Here is a 21,584-nt window from a genome sequence, read left to right on the forward strand (position 1 = left end):
CGCCACTCTGGAAAGCGGCGGGCTTAGTCTTTTGTCTGCCGGCTCGAGCAGCATCTCGAGATAATCGGCAAAAGGAAACTCAGATGCTTAAAGATTTAGAGCAGGATACTCCAGAAGTCAATGAGGAAATTGAGAATAGAGAAAATAATTCCGGGGCCGGGGATAATGGCCCGTCGGATTATGGATACCCGCCCAAACTGAAATACTCGATGGGCCCGACGGGTAACCCCAACGAGCCGACGGACATTCGCGCGGTCCTTAACACCATCAGCAGCGAGAGCCGATTTAGCCGCCAAGCGGTTGCCAATCATCTTCAACGGTACTTCGGACCGGATCACGATGAGGCCGGTCAGTCGATCTTCCTCGGATGGGCAGTCGATCAATTGCCCGTCGGGGCCGACGAGCTGGCTCCCGAAGAGCTGACGGCTCTCTGGCGGGAAGAGCGCGCGAGCAATCCCCAGGCCGTGCTCACTCTTCCGAAGCTGGTTGAGACTCTGCATCAGACCGCACGGAACACCGCGACGGATGCAGTCGCTTGGCCGGACACAATGGCGCCGACCTCAAACGCGCCCCGTCCCAAATCACAGAAGAACATCGCTTGGCTACTGCGGACCATCGGCGCGACCGTCTGGCGGAACGAGTTCTCCGGCCGCAACCATATCGAAGGGTTTGAAAGCTTCGACGAGCTGGATGACGACGCGATCAGCGCGCTGTGGCTTCGCGGCGACCGCATGGGCCTCCAGCCGAGTATCGAGTACTTCAGCAGCGTCGTCCGCGAGATCGCCCGACAGAACGCCCGCAACCCGGTCAAAGAGTTCTTCCACTCTGTTGAATGGGATAAGACGCCACGCCTTGATACATGGCTGATCGACTATGCCGGCGCCGAGGATACTGAGCTGAACCGCGAGTTCGGCAAACTTTGGCTGATTGCCGCCGTTCGCCGCGTACGCAAGCCCGGCACGAAGTTCGATCAGATCCTTATTCTTGAAGGCGAGCAGGGCGCCGGCAAGTCGTCGCTGGCGCGCATTCTCGCAAACGCTGTTGGGCCAGGTCTTTTTGAAGACGGCTTGCAGCTAGGCGCCGAGACCAGGAACGTCATCGAGGCGACGCGCAGTAAGCTCATTGTCGAGATCTCGGAACTTCGTGGCAATAACCGTGACGTCGAAGCCGTCAAGGCGATGCTGTCGCGCATCGAGGACTCTGCCCGGCTAGCGTATGGGCGCGAGACTTCACACGTGCCGCGCCAGTTTGTGATGATCGGCACGACGAATAGTTCTGAGTACCTAGTGGACCCGACGGGCAATAGACGTTTCTGGCCCGTCAAAGTCGGCCGCATCAATCTCGAGACGCTTGCCGAGGACGCTCCGCAGCTATGGGTGGAAGCAGCCCTTCGCGAAGCCAAAGGCGCCGAAATCCAATTGCCGGAAAAGCTCTGGTCGGACGCAGCGAGCGAGCAGAGCGAACGCGTGATGGGCGATCCAATCTGTGAGGCGATTGCCGCCGAGCTTGGCGACGATGGCGGCGAGATCACCATGGACGCGCTCTTCACGATGATTGGGCTCGGCAGGGACAAAATCGACCGTCGGAACCGGGCCGCTCAGACGTCGATCGGCCGAGCCATGGCACAGATCCCCGGCTGGCAAAGGCAGCGGCGGACGATCGCAGGCCAACGCGTCTACTTCTATGAGAAGCGCGTCGGTGAGGGCAGCGAATACGTCTGGTCCGTCGGGCCCGGCGGGGACATCCGGAAGGACCGGTACGTAGGGTCGGGCCCGGAAAAGGTCGTCCAGTTCACGTCCGGCAAACGGCGGACGGCTGACACCGCTGCCCTACCTGCCCTACCTCCTGCCCTACCTACCGAACCGAGGTAGGGCAGAAGAAAATGGTGCACTTTCCGTGGCTTACTACCTACTGCCCTACTTACCCTACCTAATAAGGGGTAAAAGGTATGGAAGGGTACACGGTAGGTGAGCGGCCACCGGCAGCCGGGCCACCCGCCCCAAACCCCCTATGTGGGCAAACAGGTAGGGCAGGTGGGGCAGGTAGGGTAATCCATTGATTTAATTATTAAATTCCCTGCCCCACTTCTCCGACGGAGGTCGGGTTGAGTAGGGCAATTGCCCGCCCAAGTAGGGCCGGCCAATAGATTGGACAAGCTTTCATGACTGAAACTGCGATTGCCCCGTCGGGCAATTCACCCACGGAAATGACTCTCTCTACGAGAGAGTCGTCAAACACCCCTCAAACCACGCCCTCAAATACCCCGACGGGCCCGAGCCCCGGTAGGCCGTCAGGGAAGGCCGTACAGACTCGGCAGCCGTCGTCGAGTCCTCCCACCCCAGCCGACCGTGATTTGCCCGCCAGCGGACTCCCAGCTGCACGGGAAGAGGCCATTGGATGGGGGGAGTTCGGTGACTTGCCCGTCGGGCCCGTCGGCGATGATTACGCCATGCTGGTGGACGGTACCCCGGCACCCTCGCCCCAGGCCGGTCCGGCCGCCGAGCCCTCCCTCATGGGGGCAGCCTTCCGGCAGTACAATCTGGTGGCGTCGGCCGCCTCATCCGAGATCCTTCGGGAACGGCTGTTCCCCTCCGACCCGACCCCCATCACGACCGACGAGCTTCTAGACGAGCTTGACCGGAACCAGCTGTGGGGGCTGGAGGACCACTTTTTAGAGGTGCGGACCCGAGGGCAGTTCACCGCCATCAAAAGCCAGCTCGAGCGCGAGCAGGCAGACCGTGAAGTGCTGCGGGATGCTTCGTTGTTTGCGGCCATCCCAGCCGGACTCGCTGCCGGCATCCTGGACGCGCCGACGCTCCTGCTCGCCGCCCTCCCGGGCGGCCAGCTGCCCCTTCTTGGTCGGCTCGGAACCGGCATCGCTGCGACGGGCGTCAAGTACGGCACAGCGGCTGGCACGATTGCGGCCGGTACCGAGGCGGGCCTGCACGCCACGCAGAAGCTGCGGACCCTAGACGAAAGCCTCGCAACCGTCGGCGGTGCTGTCGTGCTCGGCGGCGTTCTGGGCAGCGGCGCGAAGTTCGTGACCAGCGGCGAGGCCGCACGCGTCGGCGCTCGCGCAAAGGCAGCTCTGACGGATTGGCTCACCGGCCCGAACTACAGCGAACGCTTGGTCACGGATGCGCGCACGGCTCACGACGCCATCAATGACGTGATCGCGCAGCGCATCGCCGCCGGCCGGAAGCCCACGAAGAAGATGGAAGCCGAGCAGAATAAAACATTCGACGCGCTCACGGCGGCCGAAGAGCGCCTACAGCTCTATCAGGACAACGCACGATCAACGGCCGGCCCGCTCGAATGGGCTCGCACGATCGGTCCGCGCTTCGTCGGCCAGTTTTCAGCTCGCTATCTCGATCCTATCGACTTCGTCTTCAAGCGCAGCAACAGCGCCGTGGCGCGAGAGGCCGTCCAACAGATCATTGAGATTCCCGTACTCCTGAACAAGAACCTGAAGGGCCAAGCCACGCCGATCGCGGCGACCACCGAGATTGATCCGTTTATCGGAGCTTGGGCGACCTTCCGAGACAAGATGCTGGGCGGCTCACTCAAAGAGGAAGTGAAACGGAAGGCCGGCTTCGGTGACAGCTTCTATGCGCAGGCTCGACAGGCTGGCTTCAACGGCTCAGCAAAGGAGTTCGACGCGGCTGTGGATACGGCAGTGCGTAACGGCTACGTCGATCCGAAGGGTAACGCGGGCGTCACCAAGGCGGCGCAATCGGTCAAAGAGCTGCTGATTGACCCCATCGTGCGCGAGGCTAAAGCTGCGGGCATCGACGTGCCGGCCACACCGATGGGCGCTCACGGCTACGCCCCCCGCAAGTACATTGTCCACAAAGTCAGCGGCGCGGACGGGCAAGGCACAGAATTCAAGTCGATCGTGCAGCAGCATCGCTTTGATCAGCTGTTGGCCGAAGCCCGCGCCAATCTGCTAGCCGGACAGACGCTCACACCGCAACAGATTTCGGGACTGCGGCGCAGTGCCAAATCATTCGCCCGAGAGTCTTTCAAGACCATCACTCGCGGGAAGATCGACGAAGAAGGCGCTTTCTCCAGCGGCTTCCTCGCTGGCGGATCGCCCTTCGCCGAGCGCGTCATCCCCGTCCCGGACATTGTGCTTGCCCAGCATGGTTTCATTGAGCAGAGCATCACGAGCCTAATGGACATCTTCTTGAGACAAGCCGTGCCGACGATACAGATGGCCAAACGCTTCAAGACGGCCGCCGGCAAACCTGACCCGTCGCTTGAGGCGAGCGTCATTCCAAAACTCAAAGCCGAGTATGAGCAGCTAGCCGGCGTCGCCAAGAATGCCGCCGAGCGCGAAGCGATCAACGCAGAAGGCGAACGCGTCGTCTCGATGGTGCGCAACCTGCGAGATGCGGTCATGCACACGGACCGCTTCAACCCGCGCACGCGCTGGCACGACACGCTGAATAACTCAATCAATGTAGTGAAGACCTACCAAGTGATGCGGCTGATGGGGAACATTGGTCTATCTTCGCTGCCGGACTTGGCCAACATCATCATCCGCAACGGTCCGGGACGCTTTGCTCAGAACGTCGGGCAGAGCTTCCTAAAGGTGGCGAAGCTGGACGGGCTCAACGGCACCGAAGTTGCGAACGAGGCAAAGCGCCTAGGCGCGGCCGTCGAGTGGGCGACGAACGCCAGCATGGCCGCGAACGCGGACCTCATGTCACCGCTGCAAGGCGCCGCAACGCCGGTCACTCGCTTCGTATCCAAGGCTGCCCGCGTCTACTCAATCTCCAACTTCGCCGTCACCTGGAATGACACCATGCGCAGGGTCGCGTATCGGTCCATGCTCGACCGCATCCTGGAGGCCTCAGAGAAAGGATGGGGCAACATCGCCAAGAGCGAACAGACGTTTATGGCTCACCTCGGCCTAGACCAGCCCGCAATCAATCGCATCGGCGCGGCGTGGCGTTCCCAGAGCGAGCCCCTAACAGATGGTTTCCTGCGATGGGCGACCATCAGCGATTGGGGCGACACGGAAGCCGCTCGCCTCATGGCCGGCGCGCTCAACAAAGATGTTGCGAGCACGATCATCCGACCGAGAACGGGCGACAAGGCTCTCGGTTTCTCAAATCCGCTCGCGTCGCTGGTCTTTCAGTTCCAATCGTTCCTGATGAGCCATGCGCTGCGCACTCTCACGCTGTCGGAACAGCGCTTGCTCGCGAACGGACCGTTCAGCGCCGACGCTTTGCGGATCTACACGGGCGTGGGCTCGGCCGTCGCACTCGGATGGTTCGCCGAATACCTCTATGCCCTTGCTCGCGACGCGCACGCTCCGGAAGAGCAGCGCAAGCACGTGCAGAAACTCATAGAGAACCCGGGGCAGCATCTCGCACGCGGCATCGATCGCTCGGCCGTGCTCGGCCTCTTCGGCCAAGGCAACAACATATGGGAGCGTCTGGGCGGCGTAGGCACGACACGCACGCTACAAGCCGCCTTTGAGGACGAATCTCGCCAGATCGAAGCGCGCGGGCGCTGGCTTGATCGTGACCCTCTGCAAACATTGATGGGCCCGACGCTCAGCCAGGCCTCGGACCTGATCAAATTCGGGGTCAGTGTCTCCAAGCACACGGCGGATGATCGAGACTTCACCAAGAAGGACGCTCGCACACTTCGCGAAACTTCACCGTTCCAAAACCACATCCTGTTTCGCGGTATTTTCGACGAAGCCCAACAGCGAATTGGAGAGGACATTCTCGGCATAGCTTACGACTAACACAAACATTTAGCACCTAAGACCATTCCCAAGGAAATCAGATCAATGAACACCAAGCCTAAAGGGCTGGAGCCTTCTAACAAACTATCCAACGCCACAGCCCTGGAGCGGGTAACGAGCGAGCATTCTCCCAAAGAGCACGCCACGCCGCCTACTCGGAAACCGCGATCAAAATCCTATTGGCCGTTCAAGTCGGCCGCTGATGCCGAGGAATTCTTCGCGAAAGGCAAGAAGCGTGGCAGAGATTAAGCGTAAGAGACGACGGCGCAAGCCGCGCCAGAAGGGAAGGCCTAGTAAGTATCGCCCAGAGTTCGTGGAAGCCGCGCTTGAGCTTGGCCGGAGAGGCTTTGCGATAACAGAGGCCGCCGAACACTTCGGCGTCGCTCCTAGCACCCTCTCCCTTTGGGCTGGCCGGCATCCTGAGTTCAAACAAGCCATTAAGCGCATCCGGGAGAACTCAAGGTTCTGGGCTCGGTGGCGATCGGAGTGGAAGGTTGCGCAGCTGGCCGAGAAGGAAGAGAACCATCTCATCGAGGCGCTTTACAGGGTCCGCATGCAGAGAATGGTCCAGGCCGGGACCATTGAAGACTTGCGGAAAGAATACGGTGTCGAGAAAATAGAAGTTATCCCAAAGGCGACCCGAGTTAGAATAACGACATTCGCCACGGAATAACGTGCGGAGCGTCAATTCAACGTCCGAAACGTTGCTTTATTGGGGTGTGTATACGGGCCCTCGCTAAAATGCATGCGCGCGGCGATTTCTCTTGTAAATGCATGCCGATCTAAATATTCTCTCGTTAATTTCTCGGAAACCAAATCGCGTGCAAGTGATTCGCTGGTGCTAGCGTTTCTCACCGGGAAGGAATTTTCAGATGGCTAAGATTAAATCGCCTCGCAAAACTGCCCGACGGACTCAACAGACGACGGCCAAGAGACCCAAAAAGGCCAAACAGTCGGCAGCCAGCAGTGCCCTAACGAAGACCGCCAAGCCGGACGCCCCAAAGATCGACGCTTCGAAATATGAGCACGAGCGCAAGGCCAGCGGGCTCGGGCTATTCCTTGCTGACGAGGCAGGGAATGGCCACTTTAGGTACATCGAACTCGCCTCTGCGTATGAGCGCTTGGCGCAAGATCAGGCCGGGGGCTGCCTACGCCTCATCAAGGCATGGCCGATCTCCATCGCGGAGTCCGACATCGTGCACGAAGCGCTACGGCCGTTTTGGGTTGGACTTGGCAGTCATTTGCGAGAGGGCCCAACGCTCGCCATGGAGCGGCAGTTGCCGAAGTTCTTGGAGCGCCATTGGAAGCGGCGGCTGGCCGAAGATGCCAAGAAGGCCAAAGAAGAGGCGCGCTACGTCGCCAGCAGAGTGAAGGCCCACAACGCCTTCATGGCCAATCTCGCGAAGCACACGAAGGCGCTCACCGCCCTCGCACGCTAACAGACCGCAACCCTACCACACGCTGTCCCACAAAAGAGCGAACCCCGAACGACGGCTGCAACCGTGGTCCGGGGCTCTTGAACCATCCTGTCTGGAGGACGATCCCATGTGCTCGCTTACCACGGCGCTGACGCACTTTCTAGTGTGTGCTGGCGCTACATTGCTCGTTACAGCCTCGGCGCTGCTCGGCGCCTTCTATGGTTACGTCGTCGGCTCACACACTCACCAACTCATCGGCCTCATCTTCGCCACAGCCGCATTGGGCGGGGAGATCCTGAAACCGTATGCCGTCTCCGCCGCACTCGATGCATTCGGCAGATGGCAGCTCTTGCGAGGCGCCGCGTGCGCGCTGCTCGCAGTTGTCGCGATTGTCTACTCTGTCACTTCAGAGCTTGGACTAGCCGCAGCATCGCGCGGCGATCAGACGGCCGCACGGCAGTCGACGCTAGACGCTGCCAAGTCCACCCAATCTCAGAGGGAACGCGCACAAGCCGAGCTAGCTACGCTGCTGCCGGCACGTGATGGCCTAGAAAGCCAGATCAAAGCGCTGAAGGCCACTCCAGGCGCCAACGGCTGCGAGAAAATCGATGGGCCCATATCGAGAGACACGTGCAGGGCCGTTGCGGATCTTGAGATTGAAGCGGCCAGAGCGAAGCGGCGTGCAGAGCTGGAGGCCGCCCTTCGATCGGCACCGGCTGCGGCTGATGCTCAGCCGGCCGTCAAGGACGCGGACCCGCTAGCTGCTGCGCTCGCTGCGTATCTGGGCGCCCTGGGATGGGCTGTCGGCCCCGACGGGCTCAGCCCCTGGCTGCTGCTGATCCCCGTGCTGTTCCTCGAGCTTGGCAGCGCGTTGGGCGTCGTGGTTGTCCGGTCGATGGACGCCGGAGTGTCCGGAAATAGGCCGGCCGGCGCGTCCGGTCCGTTGTCTGTCGAGCCCGTCGGGCCCGATGTCCGGCCCGAACAGACGGCGGACGCCAGAAACCCGCTAAATCCGGGCATTTCTGACACCCAACAGACAGCGAAACCGGACACCGAAGTCGCACCAACAGTCGCTGCAAAGAGGACAGCTACTGCAGGCAAAAAGCGGACACCGGCCAACGGCAAATCCCGGACGCCTCCGAAGGGCCCGACCGGACCGAAGGGCGGACACCGACGCAAGCGCCCTGCCAGCAACGTCGTCGACCTCTTGCAGCGCAATGGCGGCCGGATCTCCAGCAGCCAGCGCGGCATTGCCAAGCGTCTCGGCGTCTCAAAGAGCCGCGCCAATGAAGTGCTGCACGATCTGAGCAGCCGGGGCGTCGTCAACCTGAGCACCGGCAGACGTGGCACGGTTGTCAGCTTGGCGGTCGCTTAGGCGGTTTCGTTATTGACCCCTTCGGGCGCCTCTGACGGGGCGCCCATTTCATTAGAGGATCATTGTAATGTCAGTCTTTGACAACGCGGGCTTTGTGCTCGCCCACCATACGCTACTTCGCAAGCTGCTCGTGCTGATGCGCGACAGGAACATGATCACGGAGCGCAACGGGATCGATCTGTTCGAGGACGCGCTCTTGGAGCTTGAGACCAAGCAGGGGACCGACGAGCACGCTGAGCCGGACGTGTACGAGAACGGCCGCATGGTCCTAGAAGTGCTGCGGTATGAGCTTGCGGCGTACGAGACCCTGCGGAAGCGGAAGAGGCGCGGAGCGCCTAGACGGCGATGAAGATCGCCGTGGCCGTCGAAACTCTAGCTTCTCACCCACCCTTTGCAGTCCATTTCCACTACAGCGCTCCTGGCCCTGAATACGGTTCTACCGTCTCGCCGAAACAAGTGTCCGTCTCCCAGACTCCGCAGATACCTCACGTCTTCCTTATCGCCAGCTGCATTCACGATGACACACTGACGGCCGCCAAATCTCGCGTACTCTACACCAACAGCGAAATTCAGCAGTCCGAAGGCAGCGACCGGCATCGCCAGCTCAACCCAGCCGATCCTCTTCTCCCATATCCAGCTTCGCGCAGTCTCTGAAAGAAAGTAGTAAAACGCGAAGACAAATGGCAGGACGATGAATGGCTCAGGCGAGCGCACTTTCACAGAGATGCCCACGAACAGCAGAACAATGAGCGCACCCCCAAAATATTTGATGAGTTCTGATTTCTGTGCCCTGGTCCCCCGATGGAGGTACAGCAAAGAGACAACTATCGCGCTAATGGTCAGCAGGATCGTGCCCTCAATGCTGACGTAGAATATCCAATCGGCAACGCCCGCCATCGAAAGGAAGTCCACACCTACAATCGCAAAATACCCGAGTTGGAAGGTACTTCCGGCGTACACAAGCGTCATTGTAGCCAATGCAGGAAGCGACGCGCTCTCCAGCCATTCCCTCAACGTGATCGGATTGCCGACAACCATTCGCTACCTAGTCCGCCCAAACAAGCTTAAGAGTTGGGTCGCCGTCAGGCTGAAGCTCTACCCAACTTAGAACCGCTTCTAACTTTTCGAAACTCTGGCGCACCTGCCAGAACTCGACTCTGTTGGCGAATGGCGCGCTCGTGTTTCTATCGGCCGCATCCACAATTTGGCGAAGTGTGGAAAGTGCCACTCGCCCATAGGCCAGCGTTCGATCTCTATGGCCGACCAACCTTGCGACTGAGCGATGCTCCAGCAGGTAGCGGAGTTGCGTCTCTAGCACCGAAAAGAACGCATCCGCGTGCATGCTAGATTGCCAGCTTGGGGTTCTGAGTAAGTGATGCTTGAGCCCGAATACATTGATGCAGGTTCTTTCACTGGTTTCGCGGCATATCGCCTCAAATGCGCTTACAGCGGCCCATCCCTCTTCTTCCGATCCCTTTCTTCTTTGCTCATCTAGAGCCTGTGTCGCGACAAGCACTGAAGCGGTACTCTGCTCTACCAGCTTACCGGTCTCTCTCGCTTGGTCGCGAAGTGCCTCTCTGCTCAGTTCGAGTTCGCGTCGCTGGAGCGCCAGTTCTTCCTTTTGCAGGAACACGGCAACGACAAGCCAAAGGAACGCAAGCGGCGCAGCAGCGCCAGCTGCGAAGTCGCCGAGTTCGTTGGGGTTGAGACTCCAAATTGACGTTGGTGCGAGCCTCCATGTGTAAAAAGTTACGCACGCAATCCAGATCACCGTGAGCACATAGCCAAGTCGTAGCGCGGTCGGAAGTGCGTCGCTCTTGGGGAGCTTTGCCGGATCGGCGGTACTCAATGTCATTTGCTGATCACCGGTATTGGCCCGACGATCTTCTTTGTTCCTCGCGCTAGAATTGCTTGAACGGCTTGGTGTTCGCGCTTTGGGATGCTGTAAGCAGATCGCAAGTCCTCCGCGAGCTTAAGAGCCTTCAGCCCCAACTTCGCATACTGGCTTGCCCTCTCTTCAAAAAATTCGTCGTGGTCCGGCGGGGTCGAGACTTCAAATTGCACTTCCCGAATTTCGTGCCGAGCCGCTTCAATGTCGTCGACGAAGCTTAGGGATCGATACATCAGTTCCGGCGTGAAGCTACGCCACTCGACGTCGGCCGGAGGCTTATAATCTGGGGAAGCAGCCGCGCCTTCTCGCTCACCGTGTTCCCCAAAGATGCCGTCATCTTGAACCACTGAACAGCACTCATTGACGAACCGGTCCAGGATGCAGACTAAGCGAATGGCCAAGTATCTCCCATCGCGCTCCCACTCGGACTTGCGACCACGGACTTCCCGCCACATGGTCAGAGCCTGAGTGGCGACAGCTACGAGCAAAGCACTTGCGCCGCCCGCGAGAAATGTCCAAACGTCGGCGGTCATCTTCGACTCCGTCGCGCTAGTTTTGTTTGTGCGATTCGTCGACTTGTACATTACTCGTGTGCAGTGGCGGCATCAATGTTCTTTATATGTTCTTGACTCCCTGTGCGCTTGCGCTAGTTTCCCGCACCATGTCTAGACGCAAGGGCGAGCTGAGCAAGGGCATGATCGATAGCGGCTGGCCGCATCAGGTGGCCGTGCATGAAAGCGTCATTCGCGGACGCAACTACGTGACGGTGCACTACTGGATTGATGCCGAGGGGCTGTCGCTCTGTCCGCGCGGTCACGTCTTCGGCCGAGACGACTCATACTACAACGTGTTCTGCTTCGCTGAGCGCGAGCACGCGGAGCGCTTCCATCGCAAGTTCGGAGGCGAATGGATTGATCCAAAGACGCGGCCAACGTGGCTAGCGAAGAAGCGATGATTGCGTGCCTTGGGGGGGCGGGATGGAAAGGCGCTACCAGATCTTCGTCAGCTCCACCTTTGCGGATCTTTTGGACGAGCGCAGGGCCGTGTCGCAGGCCTTGCTCAATCTAAATCACTTTCCCGCGGGCATGGCGCTGTTCCCTGCTTCCAACGAAGACCAATGGACGCTCATTCGCGGCGTCATCGACGATAGCGACTACTACGTTCTCGTAATCGGCGGCCGCTATGGCAGCACGACGGAAGAGGGGTTGAGCTACACTGAGAAAGAATTCGACTACGCTGTCTCATCAGGCAAGCCCGTATTGGCCTTCCTTCACGAGAACCCTGACAAGATAGAGTCAGGGAAGACTGACCAGAGTGATGCCGCTCGACGCAAACTCGCCGAATTTCGCAAGAAGGCTGAGACGGGCCGCCACGTTAAATATTGGAGCACGGCAGATAACCTTGAGACGAGAGTACTCCAGGCCGTGTCTGCCGAGACCAAACGCAATCCCCAAGAGGGATGGGTGAGGGCGAGCCTGTCCGGCGATCCCATGCGATTGAACGAGCTAAATTTGCAAATCGAAGAGCTTAAAAAGGCTCTTTCGGCGGCCCGCTATGCGCCTCCCCCGGGCACCGAGCAATATGCGCAAGGTGCAGACGAATTCTTGGTCTCGTACAAGCAGAGAGAGTACTTTGCGGCCGATTGGGAGATTGATGAGGTCCCGTTGAAATGGGACCAAATATTCTATGAGATAGGCCCGATGATGCTGAGGGAAGCTGCGGAAGAAGACCTTAGCAAGCGTCTGGCCTCGGAAATTTGCCACTACGGGGATGAGGTAGAAAGTACACCAGACCCCGAGGATGTGGAGATTGCAGTTGAGTCCTTTGAAACGATTATCATCCAGCTCAACGCACTGGGACTGATCCGCAAGAGCGAAATCAAGCATGTGCCGAGCGACAGGAAAACTTACTGGCAGCTCACGCCGTTCGGGGAGAATTATCTGATGCGGCTGAGGGCGAAGAAAAAAGGCGAGACGATCTGAAGATGAGCGGAAAGTTCCTACAGCTCGCATCATGGCAGCACGAGCACGCGTTCTTGCAGACGCTGACTAACAGCCCGGAGATGAGCCGGCGCTAGGAGGCAATCGCATTGAGCGCCATGACTACGCTTGCCGCAATCTTCAGTCCGCCTAAGACGCACATGATGCGAGCGAGCACGGACCAGAAGCGCCGCCAGTCGCCATTCGTCGAATGAATGTGATTGCCGGCAGAGCGCCAGATGCCGACAAGCTGCCAGACGCCCACTGCGGTTAAGAGCGCCAAGCTGCTGAGCACAATCGTAAGCACCTGATCGCGTGAGAACGGCTGATTTTCCAGCCATACGAACATGGCGTTGAATGGCGCTCCATAGGCGATGCTGAGCAGCACACCTACAAGCCAATACGCCTTCCACAACGGCAGATCGCCTTGCCAATGGCGCACCGGCCAGCTGTCGGCGGTTTCAACGTGGCGGACGCCGATATGCTGGAACCCTTCTTCGCTGGCTGGGCGCGCGACAGACGGAACCGCGTCGCGGGCTTGGGACGCTGTCGGCGTCGGTTGCGGCCTTGGTGGAAGCGGAGGCGGTGCGGGCCATAGTTCCGCGATCGATGAGGCCGGCTCCCAGCCTGACATGCTCGCAGTCCACACAAGATGCTCGCGCCTCAGCTGGCCCCGACGGGCCATTCGCTCGAGATCGCTAAGCGTGACGGGCCCGACGGCATCGCCGTCCGTCGCGTAGTACCAATCGCCATTCATAGCACTGGCCTAACGCATGATGAAAACCGGAAGGCCAACACGGCCAGTGTCGATTTGGATTGGCGTGCTGATGTCCACGGAGCCTTTGATGTGGCAGGGGTCGTGGCGGAAGCTACCGCATCCGCTACCTAGCGCTACGGCCGCCGTCGGAGCGTACGCCCCACGGAAGGCAATGACACAGAGCGCGACCGCAATCACGGTCAGCACAGACTTGGTGTAGAGGTCAACTTGCATGGTGCCCCCGAGCGAATGAAATAATGGATCAATCGAAGGCAGCAGGTTGTGCTGTCTGGTGTCGGCCCGTCAAGCCCGTCGGGCTCAGCTTGTTCGCGTGGTGCTCTCGTGCTAGCGTTTCTACATTATTGTGCTGTCGATAGTGTACGTGCCTTTCTTGAGTGTATTGCTATGGAGACTTGTGATGCGAGTTTATTTGGCCGCGCTTATTGGCGTAATCGCGACTTCCACATTTAACGTCGAACCGGTAGCAGCCTGGGATCCGATCGGCGATCTAAGAGACCCGAGGCGGATAGTCAGAAATGCCGGCCGCGAGATCGGCAATGCCGGTCGTGAGATCGATCGGATGCGGATTGAGGCTCAAGCGAATGCAGGGTCGCCAGCATTTGAAGCTTGGCTGAATCGATCTCGTGCTGATGCCTCGCGCGGCTCAATGCCGATCCCGCCACATATTCGTCAGCAGCTCGCGGGATTCTACAGCGACGCGATCTTGAACAGAGCGCGATTTAAGATCGGCGATCCCGGCGTTTTCAACTTGGCCAATTTATCGATCAGGTACGGCAGCGCCGCAGCCGTGACGCTAATCGACGTCATAGTCTTCAAGAACCACAACGACGCTTACTATAATCCGACTCTTTGGGCCCATGAGCTTAAGCACGTTGAGCAATTTGCGAATTGGGGCACGCGCGATTTCACGATCCGGTATTTGCGAAGCTGGAACTCGGTCGAGAACGAAGCATACGACGCTCAGAACAGATTTGCTGCCCGCGCTCAACAGCAGCCGGCCCCATGGCCTCCAGCTCCGCAGCACCAAACGACGGCGTTCCCCTCATTTCCGCAAGGTTCAGCGGCTTCCTGCACCACACCCTTTGGGTACTGCCTGATGGGGGTTGGCGTGCCTATTGGCGCTCAGTGCTACTGCCCCAGCCCGAGAGGACCAATCTGGGGTTTCGCAAGATAAGATAGCGCTTTTGCTGAGCAGCAGCTCGGCGTGTTCCGGCTGCTGCTCTCCCAACTACCCGTTAGGGCTTATCAGTCCGCTAAGCCCGCCTCGCCATCGGGATCACGTTGTCGGCCGGCTTCACGGGCTCCGGCTGAACCTGCCCCGTAACGCTCCACACATGATCTGCCCAAGCCGCCAACGCATCCCGGACCTGACTTTCCATACGTGCCGACTGCGAGTAATGCCGCTCCGTCACCGACGGGTCTAAGTGATTGAGCACTAGGTCGCGGACCTCGCGCGACACGCCTTGGTCCTTCAGCCAATTGCTGATCGCGCGTCGGAAGTCGTGCAAGCTAACGTCGGACACGTCTACGCCTTCTACCTTGATCGATGAGCGCAGCTCAATGAGTGCGCGCGTGACGCTTTCTCCGTTGATGTGAAACGTGCGCGGCGTCTTTCCTTTGCGCTGGCGCTTGGCGTCTGCCGGAAAGATCCAGTCACCGGCTGCCGACGGCGCGTCGTGATAGCCCTTTGCCGCATCCAGGGCGGCGCGCTCTTTCCTGATCGCGATTGCCTGTCGGAAGAGAGCTACCGCCTGCCAACTGAGCGGCAGCCGCTGCTCGCGGCCATTCTTCGTGCGGCCCTGAATGACCTTGCCGCGCTTGTTCACGTCGCCGCTGATCACCCACACGGGATTGTCCGTATCAAGCCCCTGAAGCTCGGACAGTCGGGCGCCAGCGACTTCCGTTCGGCGCTGCCCTGTGACGATTGCCAGCTGAAGGATGAGGCCGACCGATTGTGTGGCCTTGTGATGCTTGCCAACTTTGTACGGCTCTCCGTCCTTGCGCAGCCTTTGAGGACCGAGGCCTCTGCCGGGCTCGCTGATGCGCTTGTCGGCAGCGTTCCACAGAGCCGCCATCTCGGCGTCTGTTGGCGTCCGCGCGCGGGGAATGTTCGAAGCGCGCCGGCCGATGCCTTTCGCAGGATTGGACTTCGCAAGCCGCTGGCGCATCGCCCAGCGATAGACGCCACCAATGGCGGCCTTGGTCCTGTCGGCCTGGACACGCGCCCCTTTAGCCTCGATGGCCTTGCAGATTTCCACGACGTGATCCGTCGTGACGTCGGAGGCCGGCAGCTTTCCGATCTTGGGGAAGGCGTCGCGCTCGAGGGAGTACCGGTAACCGATCTTAGTTGTATCGGCTAAGTCGGGATGCTCTGCGAGGCACTTCTCGGCGAGCGCCTTGAACGTGATCTCTTCGGCCTTGGCGGCCTTCTCCGCGACGGGGTCCGCGCCCTGATCAATCGCGGCGATGTGCTCCAACGCCAGCGAACGGGCCTTGGTCAGTGGGAAATGATCGGGCTCGTAGTCGCCCAGGCGCAGCTTCCGCCGGTCCTTGTGTCTGTTGACATAGAAGACGTAAAAGGTCGCCGAGCCCGTCGGGCGCGTGACCATGACCAAACGTTGGACGCCCTCAAAGCGCCATTCCTGCTGAGTTTTCCCGACTGCGCCCTTGATGATCCGCTTAACAGCTAGATCGTTGAACGGCGCGACGTTCGCGGCCTTGCGCCCCATGTCAGCCCCCAAGAGATCAATGACTTACGTGGACAAATCCATGGGATATTTATGGGTTATTCGGTCGATCCTTTCAAGCCCGAACGAGGGACACGGATCAAATAAATACTCGGGTTGATTCTGCAATCAATCCTTTTGAATCATATCGCTACGTCGGCTCGCTAGTACATTGCATGATAGCTGGAACGCGTCGTTCGGACCCGAAATGATCACACCTTAAGACTGAAAATCGCAGTGTCGGTGGTTCGATTCCGCCCCTGGGCACCATCGACTATTGATTTTCTAAGATAATCGCGGATTATCTGACGGCTATTCAGCCAGCTTTGGCTCAGTCAACCTTATCAAGAGCGCGCATCACCATCGAGGAGGCGTCGAGATCCTCGATATGGGGGCGTGCGAGGCCCCTTTGGGAATAGCCGTCGCCGCTTGCAGCGATCGCCATGCTTTATGGCAGGACGCACTCTGCCCTCGATGAGGTTTCCACGCAACAGAGGTGCATGAACCTCTTAGCTCCGCTCAACCTTGGGCAGAGCATTCTTGAGCGATTTCAATCACCGCACCACCTGAGCTCGAGGCGTTTGGAGAAACGCCAAATGTCAAGTGGACAATGCTGTGGATAGTGGCATCCGACATGGTTACGCTCCGTGCACGGGCGCCTAAGATCACTGGGCTGTTTTTTTATGATCCAATGTTTCTGAACCTCATTCTTTTCAAGCTTCACTCCAGCGCGATGTGTTCTTATGGCTCAACGATGCAAACTGAATGGCTATGGCACGAAGCAGCAATATATTGACGGATTTGGACGTCGTTCATAAGCGTGTGGCTGATGTTGCCACGCCGACGATAAGCATTGTGCTCCCGACGTATAATAGGGGGCCAGTCATTCGGCAGACGCTCGAGAGCGTGCTCGCCCTCGACGAAGAAGTCTTTGAGCTCATCGTCATCGACGATGGTTCGACAGATCAGACGAGCGCCGTGTTGGAGAGCATTCGCGACCCACGCCTTTTCGTGGTGCGCCTTCCCGAGAACTCGGGCGCGAATGTCGCCCGAAACATAGGCATCTCGCAGGCGCGCGCGCCATACGTTGCGTTCCTCGATTCCGATGACATCTATCTGCCCGGTCGGCTTCGAGAGCCGCTCGCCATCCTGCGAAAGCACCCAAGCGTCGGGATCGTCCTGTCGGCCTTCACGACGGAGAAAAGGACAAAGCAGACCCACTTCCGCATGCCTCGCCGTCTTTACGAGGGGGCAGAGCTTGCACGCCTGGCGGCACGATACGTGCTCGAACCAACGACCTCGGGTCTCACCTTTCGGAAGGAAGCACTCACCCAGGTAGGCGGATTTGATCCCGCCCTCAGGTGGATGGAGGACCGCGATCTCGTCATGCGCGTCGCGCGGCATTCCAAGGGAGCGACAATAGCCACCCCGCTGTGGCACAAGCGCTGGCAGGCGGACGGCATTTCCTCCGACCGCACCACGTACTTCCCGGCCTTGCTGACTTTCATTGCCCGACATCCGATTTACGGGAGCGAGGAATTGCGCTTCCGCGACTATCTGATTGCACGTCACATGGTTGCACTTGCGAAAGCGATGAACTTTCGCCAGATACAGCTCGACTATGATCTGGCCCTACGGGAACTCACGCCACCGCCGCCGCCGCTGTCCCGCCTTATCCCAAAGTATTTGAGCGGCCGCCGAGAGCGTTTTCGGCTCCGGCGACGTTTGCTTTCCGGCAAGGCCCACAGTGATTTCGGTGTAGCGGAATCTGCTCCCATCTGCCGATAGGGGCTCGCAGATCACGCTACCGACGGGAGTGAGCGTGAAAGTCGTCATTGCCCTCTGCACGCGGGAGCGGCCGCTCCTGTTGCAGCGCTGCTTGGCCTCTCTGCAGGCCCTCGAGCTTCCTGAGAACGTTCAGGTCGCAGCAGTGGTCGTGGAGAACAATGGGACGCCATCCTGTCAGGACCTCGTCGACGGAATTGCGCGGCGCGCGCCGCCAGCTTGGCAGATCGTGTACGTCCACGAGCCGCGGCTCGGCATTCCGATTGCGCGCAACCGCTCGGTCGACGCCGCCCTCGAGCTTGAGCCCGACTGGATCGCCTTCCTCGACGACGATGAAGAGGCCGCGCCCAATTGGCTCGTCGCTATGCTCGACAACAGCAGACGCCATGGCGCAGACGTGCTCCAGGGGCCGGTCGACTATCGATACGGTCCCGAGCTTCCTGATTGGGCCCCGAGGTCAACGATCAAGAAGCGAGCATCCGGGACGCGATTGGAGACGGCTTTCACGAACAACGTGATGATGAAAGCGGCCATCGCGCGAAGTGGCTTGCGCTTCGATGAAGGCATGCGGTTCTCGGGCGGGGAAGATTCCGATTTCTTCTACCGCGTGGCGGAAGCCGGCTGGATCCTGTGCTGGGCGAGCGAGGCGGTCGTGAGCGAGGTCGTTCTGGCCAATCGCCAGACTGTGGGCTGGCAGCTTGCACGCGCGCTGCGCGTCGCAGCCAACGCGACGGAGAGCCATATCAACCGTAAGGGCCGGTGGTCGGCATTGTTTGTCCACGGCTCGAAGGGCGTGCGGCGGATTGTGCGCGGCGCGGCCACTGGCCTGTTTGGTCTGATGCTGCTTCCCTTCTCGCGGCGGCTCGGGAAGCAGACGGGCTTCGCAGGGCTCCGCAATATCTGGTCGGGAGCCGGCGGGATCATTGCCTTTTTCGGCGTCGTGCCCCAGCCGTACACCCGGATCGATGGGGAATGATGCATCGGCGCGACAAGCACTTTGCTGCGCCGCAGCGGCTTGTTTTGGAGTGTCTGCGGCTGAAGGCCGCATAGTGACCCGTGCACCCGCATCGAGCATTTCTCTTGCCATTTTCTCCACCTAGAGGCTCATGCAGCTTCTCTCCATTCAGTGTTATCGTCCACGCCAAGTGAATCGCTGCGTCGGCTGCCTGCCCACATCACCGGCGCCCCAGAGTGACGAGCGAAACGCGTTACCTCAACACGCGGTGTCCCCATGGCCCGTCGCATCACGATCACGCCCGGTCAGCTTTGTCTGCTGGTCTCCTTGTACATCGTCGCCGGACTCAATACCGCGTTCTGGGGACGCCTTCTCGGCGTGGTTCAGCCTGTCGGCGTGACAGACTGGGTTTTCGTTGCGGCCTCTGCGACGATCCTGATCGCCGCGCTCAATGCGGTGCTTACGGCCGCTGCGCTGCCCTACATGCTGAAACCCGTTGCGGCCGTTCTCGTCCTTCTCTCGGCGTCCGCCGCCTACTTCATCCAGGAGTTCGGGACGGCGATCGACGCCAACATGGTGCGCAACGTTCTGGAAACGAATGCACAAGAGTCGGGAGAGTTTCTCACCGCACAACTTTTCGGCTTCATCCTGCTGATGGGCATCATTCCGGTCGCCCTCATCTCGATCGTCCCCATACGATGGCCGACGCTTCCGCAGACCGTGCTGTCCAACACCGGCCGCGGCCTCATGTCGTGCGGCGTGGCGGCGGCGCTGATTTTTGGCTTCTACGCGAACCTCGCGAGCACGATTCGCGAGAACCGCGCTCTTCTGCTGACGCTCGTGCCGTCGAATGTCTTCGCCGCTCTTGGAAAGTACCACTCGAGCAAGGGGGCAAAGGCCTCAGGCAAGTTCAACACCTTCGGTGAGGACGCCCACCGTGAAGAGACGGTGCAGGGGGCAACGCGCCCGCTCGTCACTGTCCTCGTCGTCGGCGAAACGGCACGCTCGGCCAATTTCTCGCTCAACGGCTATGCTCGCGAGACCAATCCGCGCCTGGCACGGATCGACGGCCTGATGAGCCTCAAGCACGCCTCGTCCTGCGGCACTGATACTGCCCAATCGGTCCCATGCATGTTCTCCGGCATCGGCGAAGCGGCGTTCACCGTGGCCAAGGCAGCGGGCCAGGAGAACCTTTTGCACATACTGAAACGCGCCGGGCTCGATGTTCTCTGGCGCGACAATCAATCCGGCTGCAAGGGCGTCTGCAACGGCATGACCACGGAGACGCTCTCCCAAAAGGGCGAAGCCTTCTACGCAGACGTGACAAGCCACGACGAGGTACTGCTGGATGGACTGGAGGAGCGCCTTGTTGCCATGGAACGCGGCGGCATCATCGTCCTCCACATGATCGGCAGTCACGGGCCGGCCTACTTCAAGCGCGTGCCGGCGGCCTTCGCCCGCTTCAAACCGACGTGCGATACGAGCCAGCTCAGCAAGTGCACAACCGATCAGATCGTCAACAGTTACGACAACACGATCCTCTACACGGATCATGTGCTCGCCGAGCTCATTCGAATCCTTGGAGCCGTCGAGATGAAGGGTTTCGACACGGCCATGATCTACGTTTCGGATCACGGCGAATCCCTGGGTGAGAAGGGCCTCTATCTTCATGGTATGCCGCGTGCCCTGGCGCCGAAGGAGCAGACCCACATCCCCATGATCATGTGGGCATCGCATTCCGCGCAGGGCCGTCTCGGCATGGACATGGAATGTCTGCAGGAGGCTGTTGCGACGAAGCGCGCGAGCCACGATAACCTGTTTCACACCGTCCTCGGCATGTTCGCTGTCCGTACGCGATTGTACGATCCGAGCCTCGATGTCCTGCATCACTGCCGAAACGGTCGCGCGAACCGCACATGACCGCAATGCACGATGACGTCGATCAAGCCGGCGACGGCAATCCGGCAAAAAGCCGGAGCACGGCGACGGGGCCTGCAGAGCCCACGCGCCAACGGCGCCGCTTCCTGATCATCCACAATCCCGTCGCCGGGCGAAACCGTATCAATCTCGCGCGCGAGGTGGTCCGACGTCTCGAGCAGGCAGGTGCTGTCGCGGACCTGCACTGCCTCGGCAACGGCGCAAGCGACGACAGCTTCCTCTCGCAGATCAGCGCTTATGATGCCCTCGTCGCTTCTGGAGGCGACGGTACTGCGCGCAGCATGGTGTCGCTGCTGCAAGGGACCGACATTCCATTCGGGCTCATTCCGGCTGGCACGGGCAATGTTCTAGCCGAAGAGCTTCAATTGCCCCGGGATGCTGCAGGGCTCGCGCACATGCTCCTGCATGGTCCCGTAGTCGGCATCTCGACGGGAGCCGTCAATGGTGCGCCGCTGCTCCTGATGCTCGGCGCCGGCTTCGATGGCCAGGTGGTCGCGCGGCTGCCGATCGGACTTAAGCGGCGGATCGGCAAGCCGGCGTTCGGCTGGCCGATCATGACCGCGCTTGCGCAAGAGCCGCACTTATTTTCGGTGACGATCGACGGGAAGGTGCGCGAGGCCTCGTGGCTCATCGTCGCGAACGCAGCCCGCTACGGCGGACACTTTCTGCTCTCCGAACGAACGAACGCGCTGACGCCCGGTTTCAACGTCGTGATCTCCCGCGCGAGAAGCCGCAGTCAGCGCCTCGTGGAGCTCCTCCATCTGGTCGCGGGCAAGCTGGAGAAGGCCAAAAGCATCGAGATGCTGCCGGCGCGCGAGATCGAGATACTCAATGCGGAAGGGCTCCCCGTTCAGATCGATGGCGAGACGATTGCCTCGCCGTCGTACAGGATCGTTGCTGACGTTTCCCGGACGCCGGTGATCGTGCCGGCGCGGACACATCCGACCCAAGCCGACTAGCCGGGATTCGAGCTGGCAG

The 21,584-nt window shown here is 60.0% G+C and carries 19 protein-coding genes; 14 read left to right on the forward strand and 5 right to left on the reverse strand.

From position 1 onward, the window contains the following. Positions 1 to 83 precede the first annotated feature (83 nt). The 7 genes from CS1BSM3_RS10500 (at position 84) to CS1BSM3_RS10525 (ending at position 8,903) form a co-directional block, all read left to right on the forward strand. A complete protein-coding gene (locus CS1BSM3_RS10500; RefSeq protein ID WP_083528501.1) occupies positions 84 to 1,871 on the forward strand; it encodes a virulence-associated E family protein in 1,788 nt (595 codons plus the stop codon). 578 nt (positions 1,872 to 2,449) lie between these two features. Further along, positions 2,450 to 5,761 (forward strand): hypothetical protein, encoded by a 3,312-nt coding sequence (locus CS1BSM3_RS10505; protein WP_143149142.1) that lies wholly within the window; start codon positions 2,450 to 2,452, stop codon positions 5,759 to 5,761. A 45-nt stretch (positions 5,762 to 5,806) separates the two neighbouring features. Further along, positions 5,807 to 6,010: a hypothetical protein gene (locus CS1BSM3_RS27945; RefSeq protein WP_143149143.1), complete on the forward strand. Its 204-nt coding sequence runs from the start codon at positions 5,807 to 5,809 to the stop codon at positions 6,008 to 6,010. Further along, entirely contained in the window at positions 5,997 to 6,434 is a 438-nt protein-coding gene (locus tag CS1BSM3_RS10510; RefSeq protein WP_143149144.1) for a hypothetical protein, read from the forward strand. The genes CS1BSM3_RS27945 and CS1BSM3_RS10510 overlap by 14 nt, the downstream gene beginning before the upstream one ends. A 604-nt stretch (positions 6,435 to 7,038) precedes the next feature. Beyond that, on the forward strand, positions 7,039 to 7,200 hold the full coding sequence (locus CS1BSM3_RS28235; protein WP_174263671.1) for a hypothetical protein: 162 nt from the start codon (positions 7,039 to 7,041) through the stop codon (positions 7,198 to 7,200). Positions 7,201 to 7,306: 106 nt separating this feature from the next. Next, on the forward strand, positions 7,307 to 8,554 hold the full coding sequence (locus CS1BSM3_RS10520; protein ID WP_072387007.1) for a helix-turn-helix domain-containing protein: 1,248 nt from the start codon (positions 7,307 to 7,309) through the stop codon (positions 8,552 to 8,554). Between the two features lie 67 nt (positions 8,555 to 8,621). Beyond that, the gene (locus tag CS1BSM3_RS10525) at positions 8,622 to 8,903 is read left to right on the forward strand and encodes a hypothetical protein (protein ID WP_072387009.1); all 282 of its coding nucleotides are present in this window, start codon (positions 8,622 to 8,624) and stop codon (positions 8,901 to 8,903) included. A gap of 23 nt (positions 8,904 to 8,926) precedes the next feature. Here CS1BSM3_RS10525 and CS1BSM3_RS10530 read toward each other — a convergent pair whose 3' ends face one another. The 3 genes from CS1BSM3_RS10530 to CS1BSM3_RS10540 are packed head-to-tail and all read right to left on the reverse strand — an operon-like array spanning position 8,927 to position 10,978. After that, complete coding sequence (locus CS1BSM3_RS10530; protein WP_143149145.1) at positions 8,927 to 9,592, reverse strand: hypothetical protein; 666 nt, start codon at positions 9,590 to 9,592, stop codon at positions 8,927 to 8,929. A gap of 7 nt (positions 9,593 to 9,599) precedes the next feature. Beyond that, on the reverse strand, positions 9,600 to 10,409 hold the full coding sequence (locus CS1BSM3_RS10535) for a hypothetical protein (protein WP_072387013.1): 810 nt from the start codon (positions 10,407 to 10,409) through the stop codon (positions 9,600 to 9,602). Further along, the gene (locus tag CS1BSM3_RS10540) at positions 10,406 to 10,978 is read right to left on the reverse strand and encodes a hypothetical protein (protein ID WP_143149146.1); all 573 of its coding nucleotides are present in this window, start codon (positions 10,976 to 10,978) and stop codon (positions 10,406 to 10,408) included. Before CS1BSM3_RS10540 ends, CS1BSM3_RS10535 begins: the two co-directional genes overlap by 4 nt. A gap of 128 nt (positions 10,979 to 11,106) precedes the next feature. Between CS1BSM3_RS10540 and CS1BSM3_RS10545 the strand changes: the two genes are divergently transcribed. Together CS1BSM3_RS10545 and CS1BSM3_RS10550 are read left to right on the forward strand one after the other, a co-directional pair. Continuing rightward, the gene (locus CS1BSM3_RS10545; protein ID WP_244540476.1) at positions 11,107 to 11,400 is read left to right on the forward strand and encodes a hypothetical protein; all 294 of its coding nucleotides are present in this window, start codon (positions 11,107 to 11,109) and stop codon (positions 11,398 to 11,400) included. Positions 11,401 to 11,422: 22 nt separating this feature from the next. After that, complete coding sequence (locus tag CS1BSM3_RS10550) at positions 11,423 to 12,427, forward strand: DUF4062 domain-containing protein (RefSeq protein WP_072387017.1); 1,005 nt, start codon at positions 11,423 to 11,425, stop codon at positions 12,425 to 12,427. 91 nt (positions 12,428 to 12,518) lie between these two features. On the opposite strand, the gene CS1BSM3_RS10555 is transcribed toward CS1BSM3_RS10550, so the two are convergent. After that, a complete protein-coding gene (locus CS1BSM3_RS10555; protein WP_072387019.1) occupies positions 12,519 to 13,181 on the reverse strand; it encodes a DUF4339 domain-containing protein in 663 nt (220 codons plus the stop codon). A 418-nt stretch (positions 13,182 to 13,599) separates the two neighbouring features. Here CS1BSM3_RS10555 and CS1BSM3_RS10565 point away from each other — a divergent pair, with 418 nt between their 5' ends. After that, positions 13,600 to 14,376: an eCIS core domain-containing protein gene (locus CS1BSM3_RS10565; RefSeq protein WP_083528502.1), complete on the forward strand. Its 777-nt coding sequence runs from the start codon at positions 13,600 to 13,602 to the stop codon at positions 14,374 to 14,376. Positions 14,377 to 14,455: 79 nt separating this feature from the next. Here CS1BSM3_RS10565 and CS1BSM3_RS10570 read toward each other — a convergent pair whose 3' ends face one another. Next, positions 14,456 to 15,931: a tyrosine-type recombinase/integrase gene (locus CS1BSM3_RS10570; protein ID WP_072387025.1), complete on the reverse strand. Its 1,476-nt coding sequence runs from the start codon at positions 15,929 to 15,931 to the stop codon at positions 14,456 to 14,458. 768 nt (positions 15,932 to 16,699) lie between these two features. Here CS1BSM3_RS10570 and CS1BSM3_RS10575 point away from each other — a divergent pair. From CS1BSM3_RS10575 to CS1BSM3_RS10590, 4 genes are all read left to right on the forward strand, one after another. Next, a complete protein-coding gene (locus CS1BSM3_RS10575) occupies positions 16,700 to 17,716 on the forward strand; it encodes a glycosyltransferase family 2 protein (RefSeq protein WP_244540515.1) in 1,017 nt (338 codons plus the stop codon). A 34-nt stretch (positions 17,717 to 17,750) separates the two neighbouring features. Continuing rightward, the gene (locus tag CS1BSM3_RS10580; RefSeq protein WP_174263672.1) at positions 17,751 to 18,689 is read left to right on the forward strand and encodes a glycosyltransferase family 2 protein; all 939 of its coding nucleotides are present in this window, start codon (positions 17,751 to 17,753) and stop codon (positions 18,687 to 18,689) included. A gap of 255 nt (positions 18,690 to 18,944) precedes the next feature. Then, positions 18,945 to 20,588, forward strand: a complete 1,644-nt coding sequence (locus CS1BSM3_RS10585; protein WP_072387031.1) for a phosphoethanolamine transferase — start codon at positions 18,945 to 18,947, stop codon at positions 20,586 to 20,588. Then, positions 20,585 to 21,565, forward strand: coding sequence for a diacylglycerol/lipid kinase family protein (locus CS1BSM3_RS10590; RefSeq protein WP_072387033.1), 981 nt, complete (start codon positions 20,585 to 20,587; stop codon positions 21,563 to 21,565). Before CS1BSM3_RS10585 ends, CS1BSM3_RS10590 begins: the two co-directional genes overlap by 4 nt. Positions 21,566 to 21,584 lie beyond the last annotated feature (19 nt).

The organism is Hyphomicrobium sp. CS1BSMeth3 (genome assembly GCF_900117415.1).
In the GTDB taxonomy this organism is placed as follows: domain Bacteria; phylum Pseudomonadota; class Alphaproteobacteria; order Rhizobiales; family Hyphomicrobiaceae.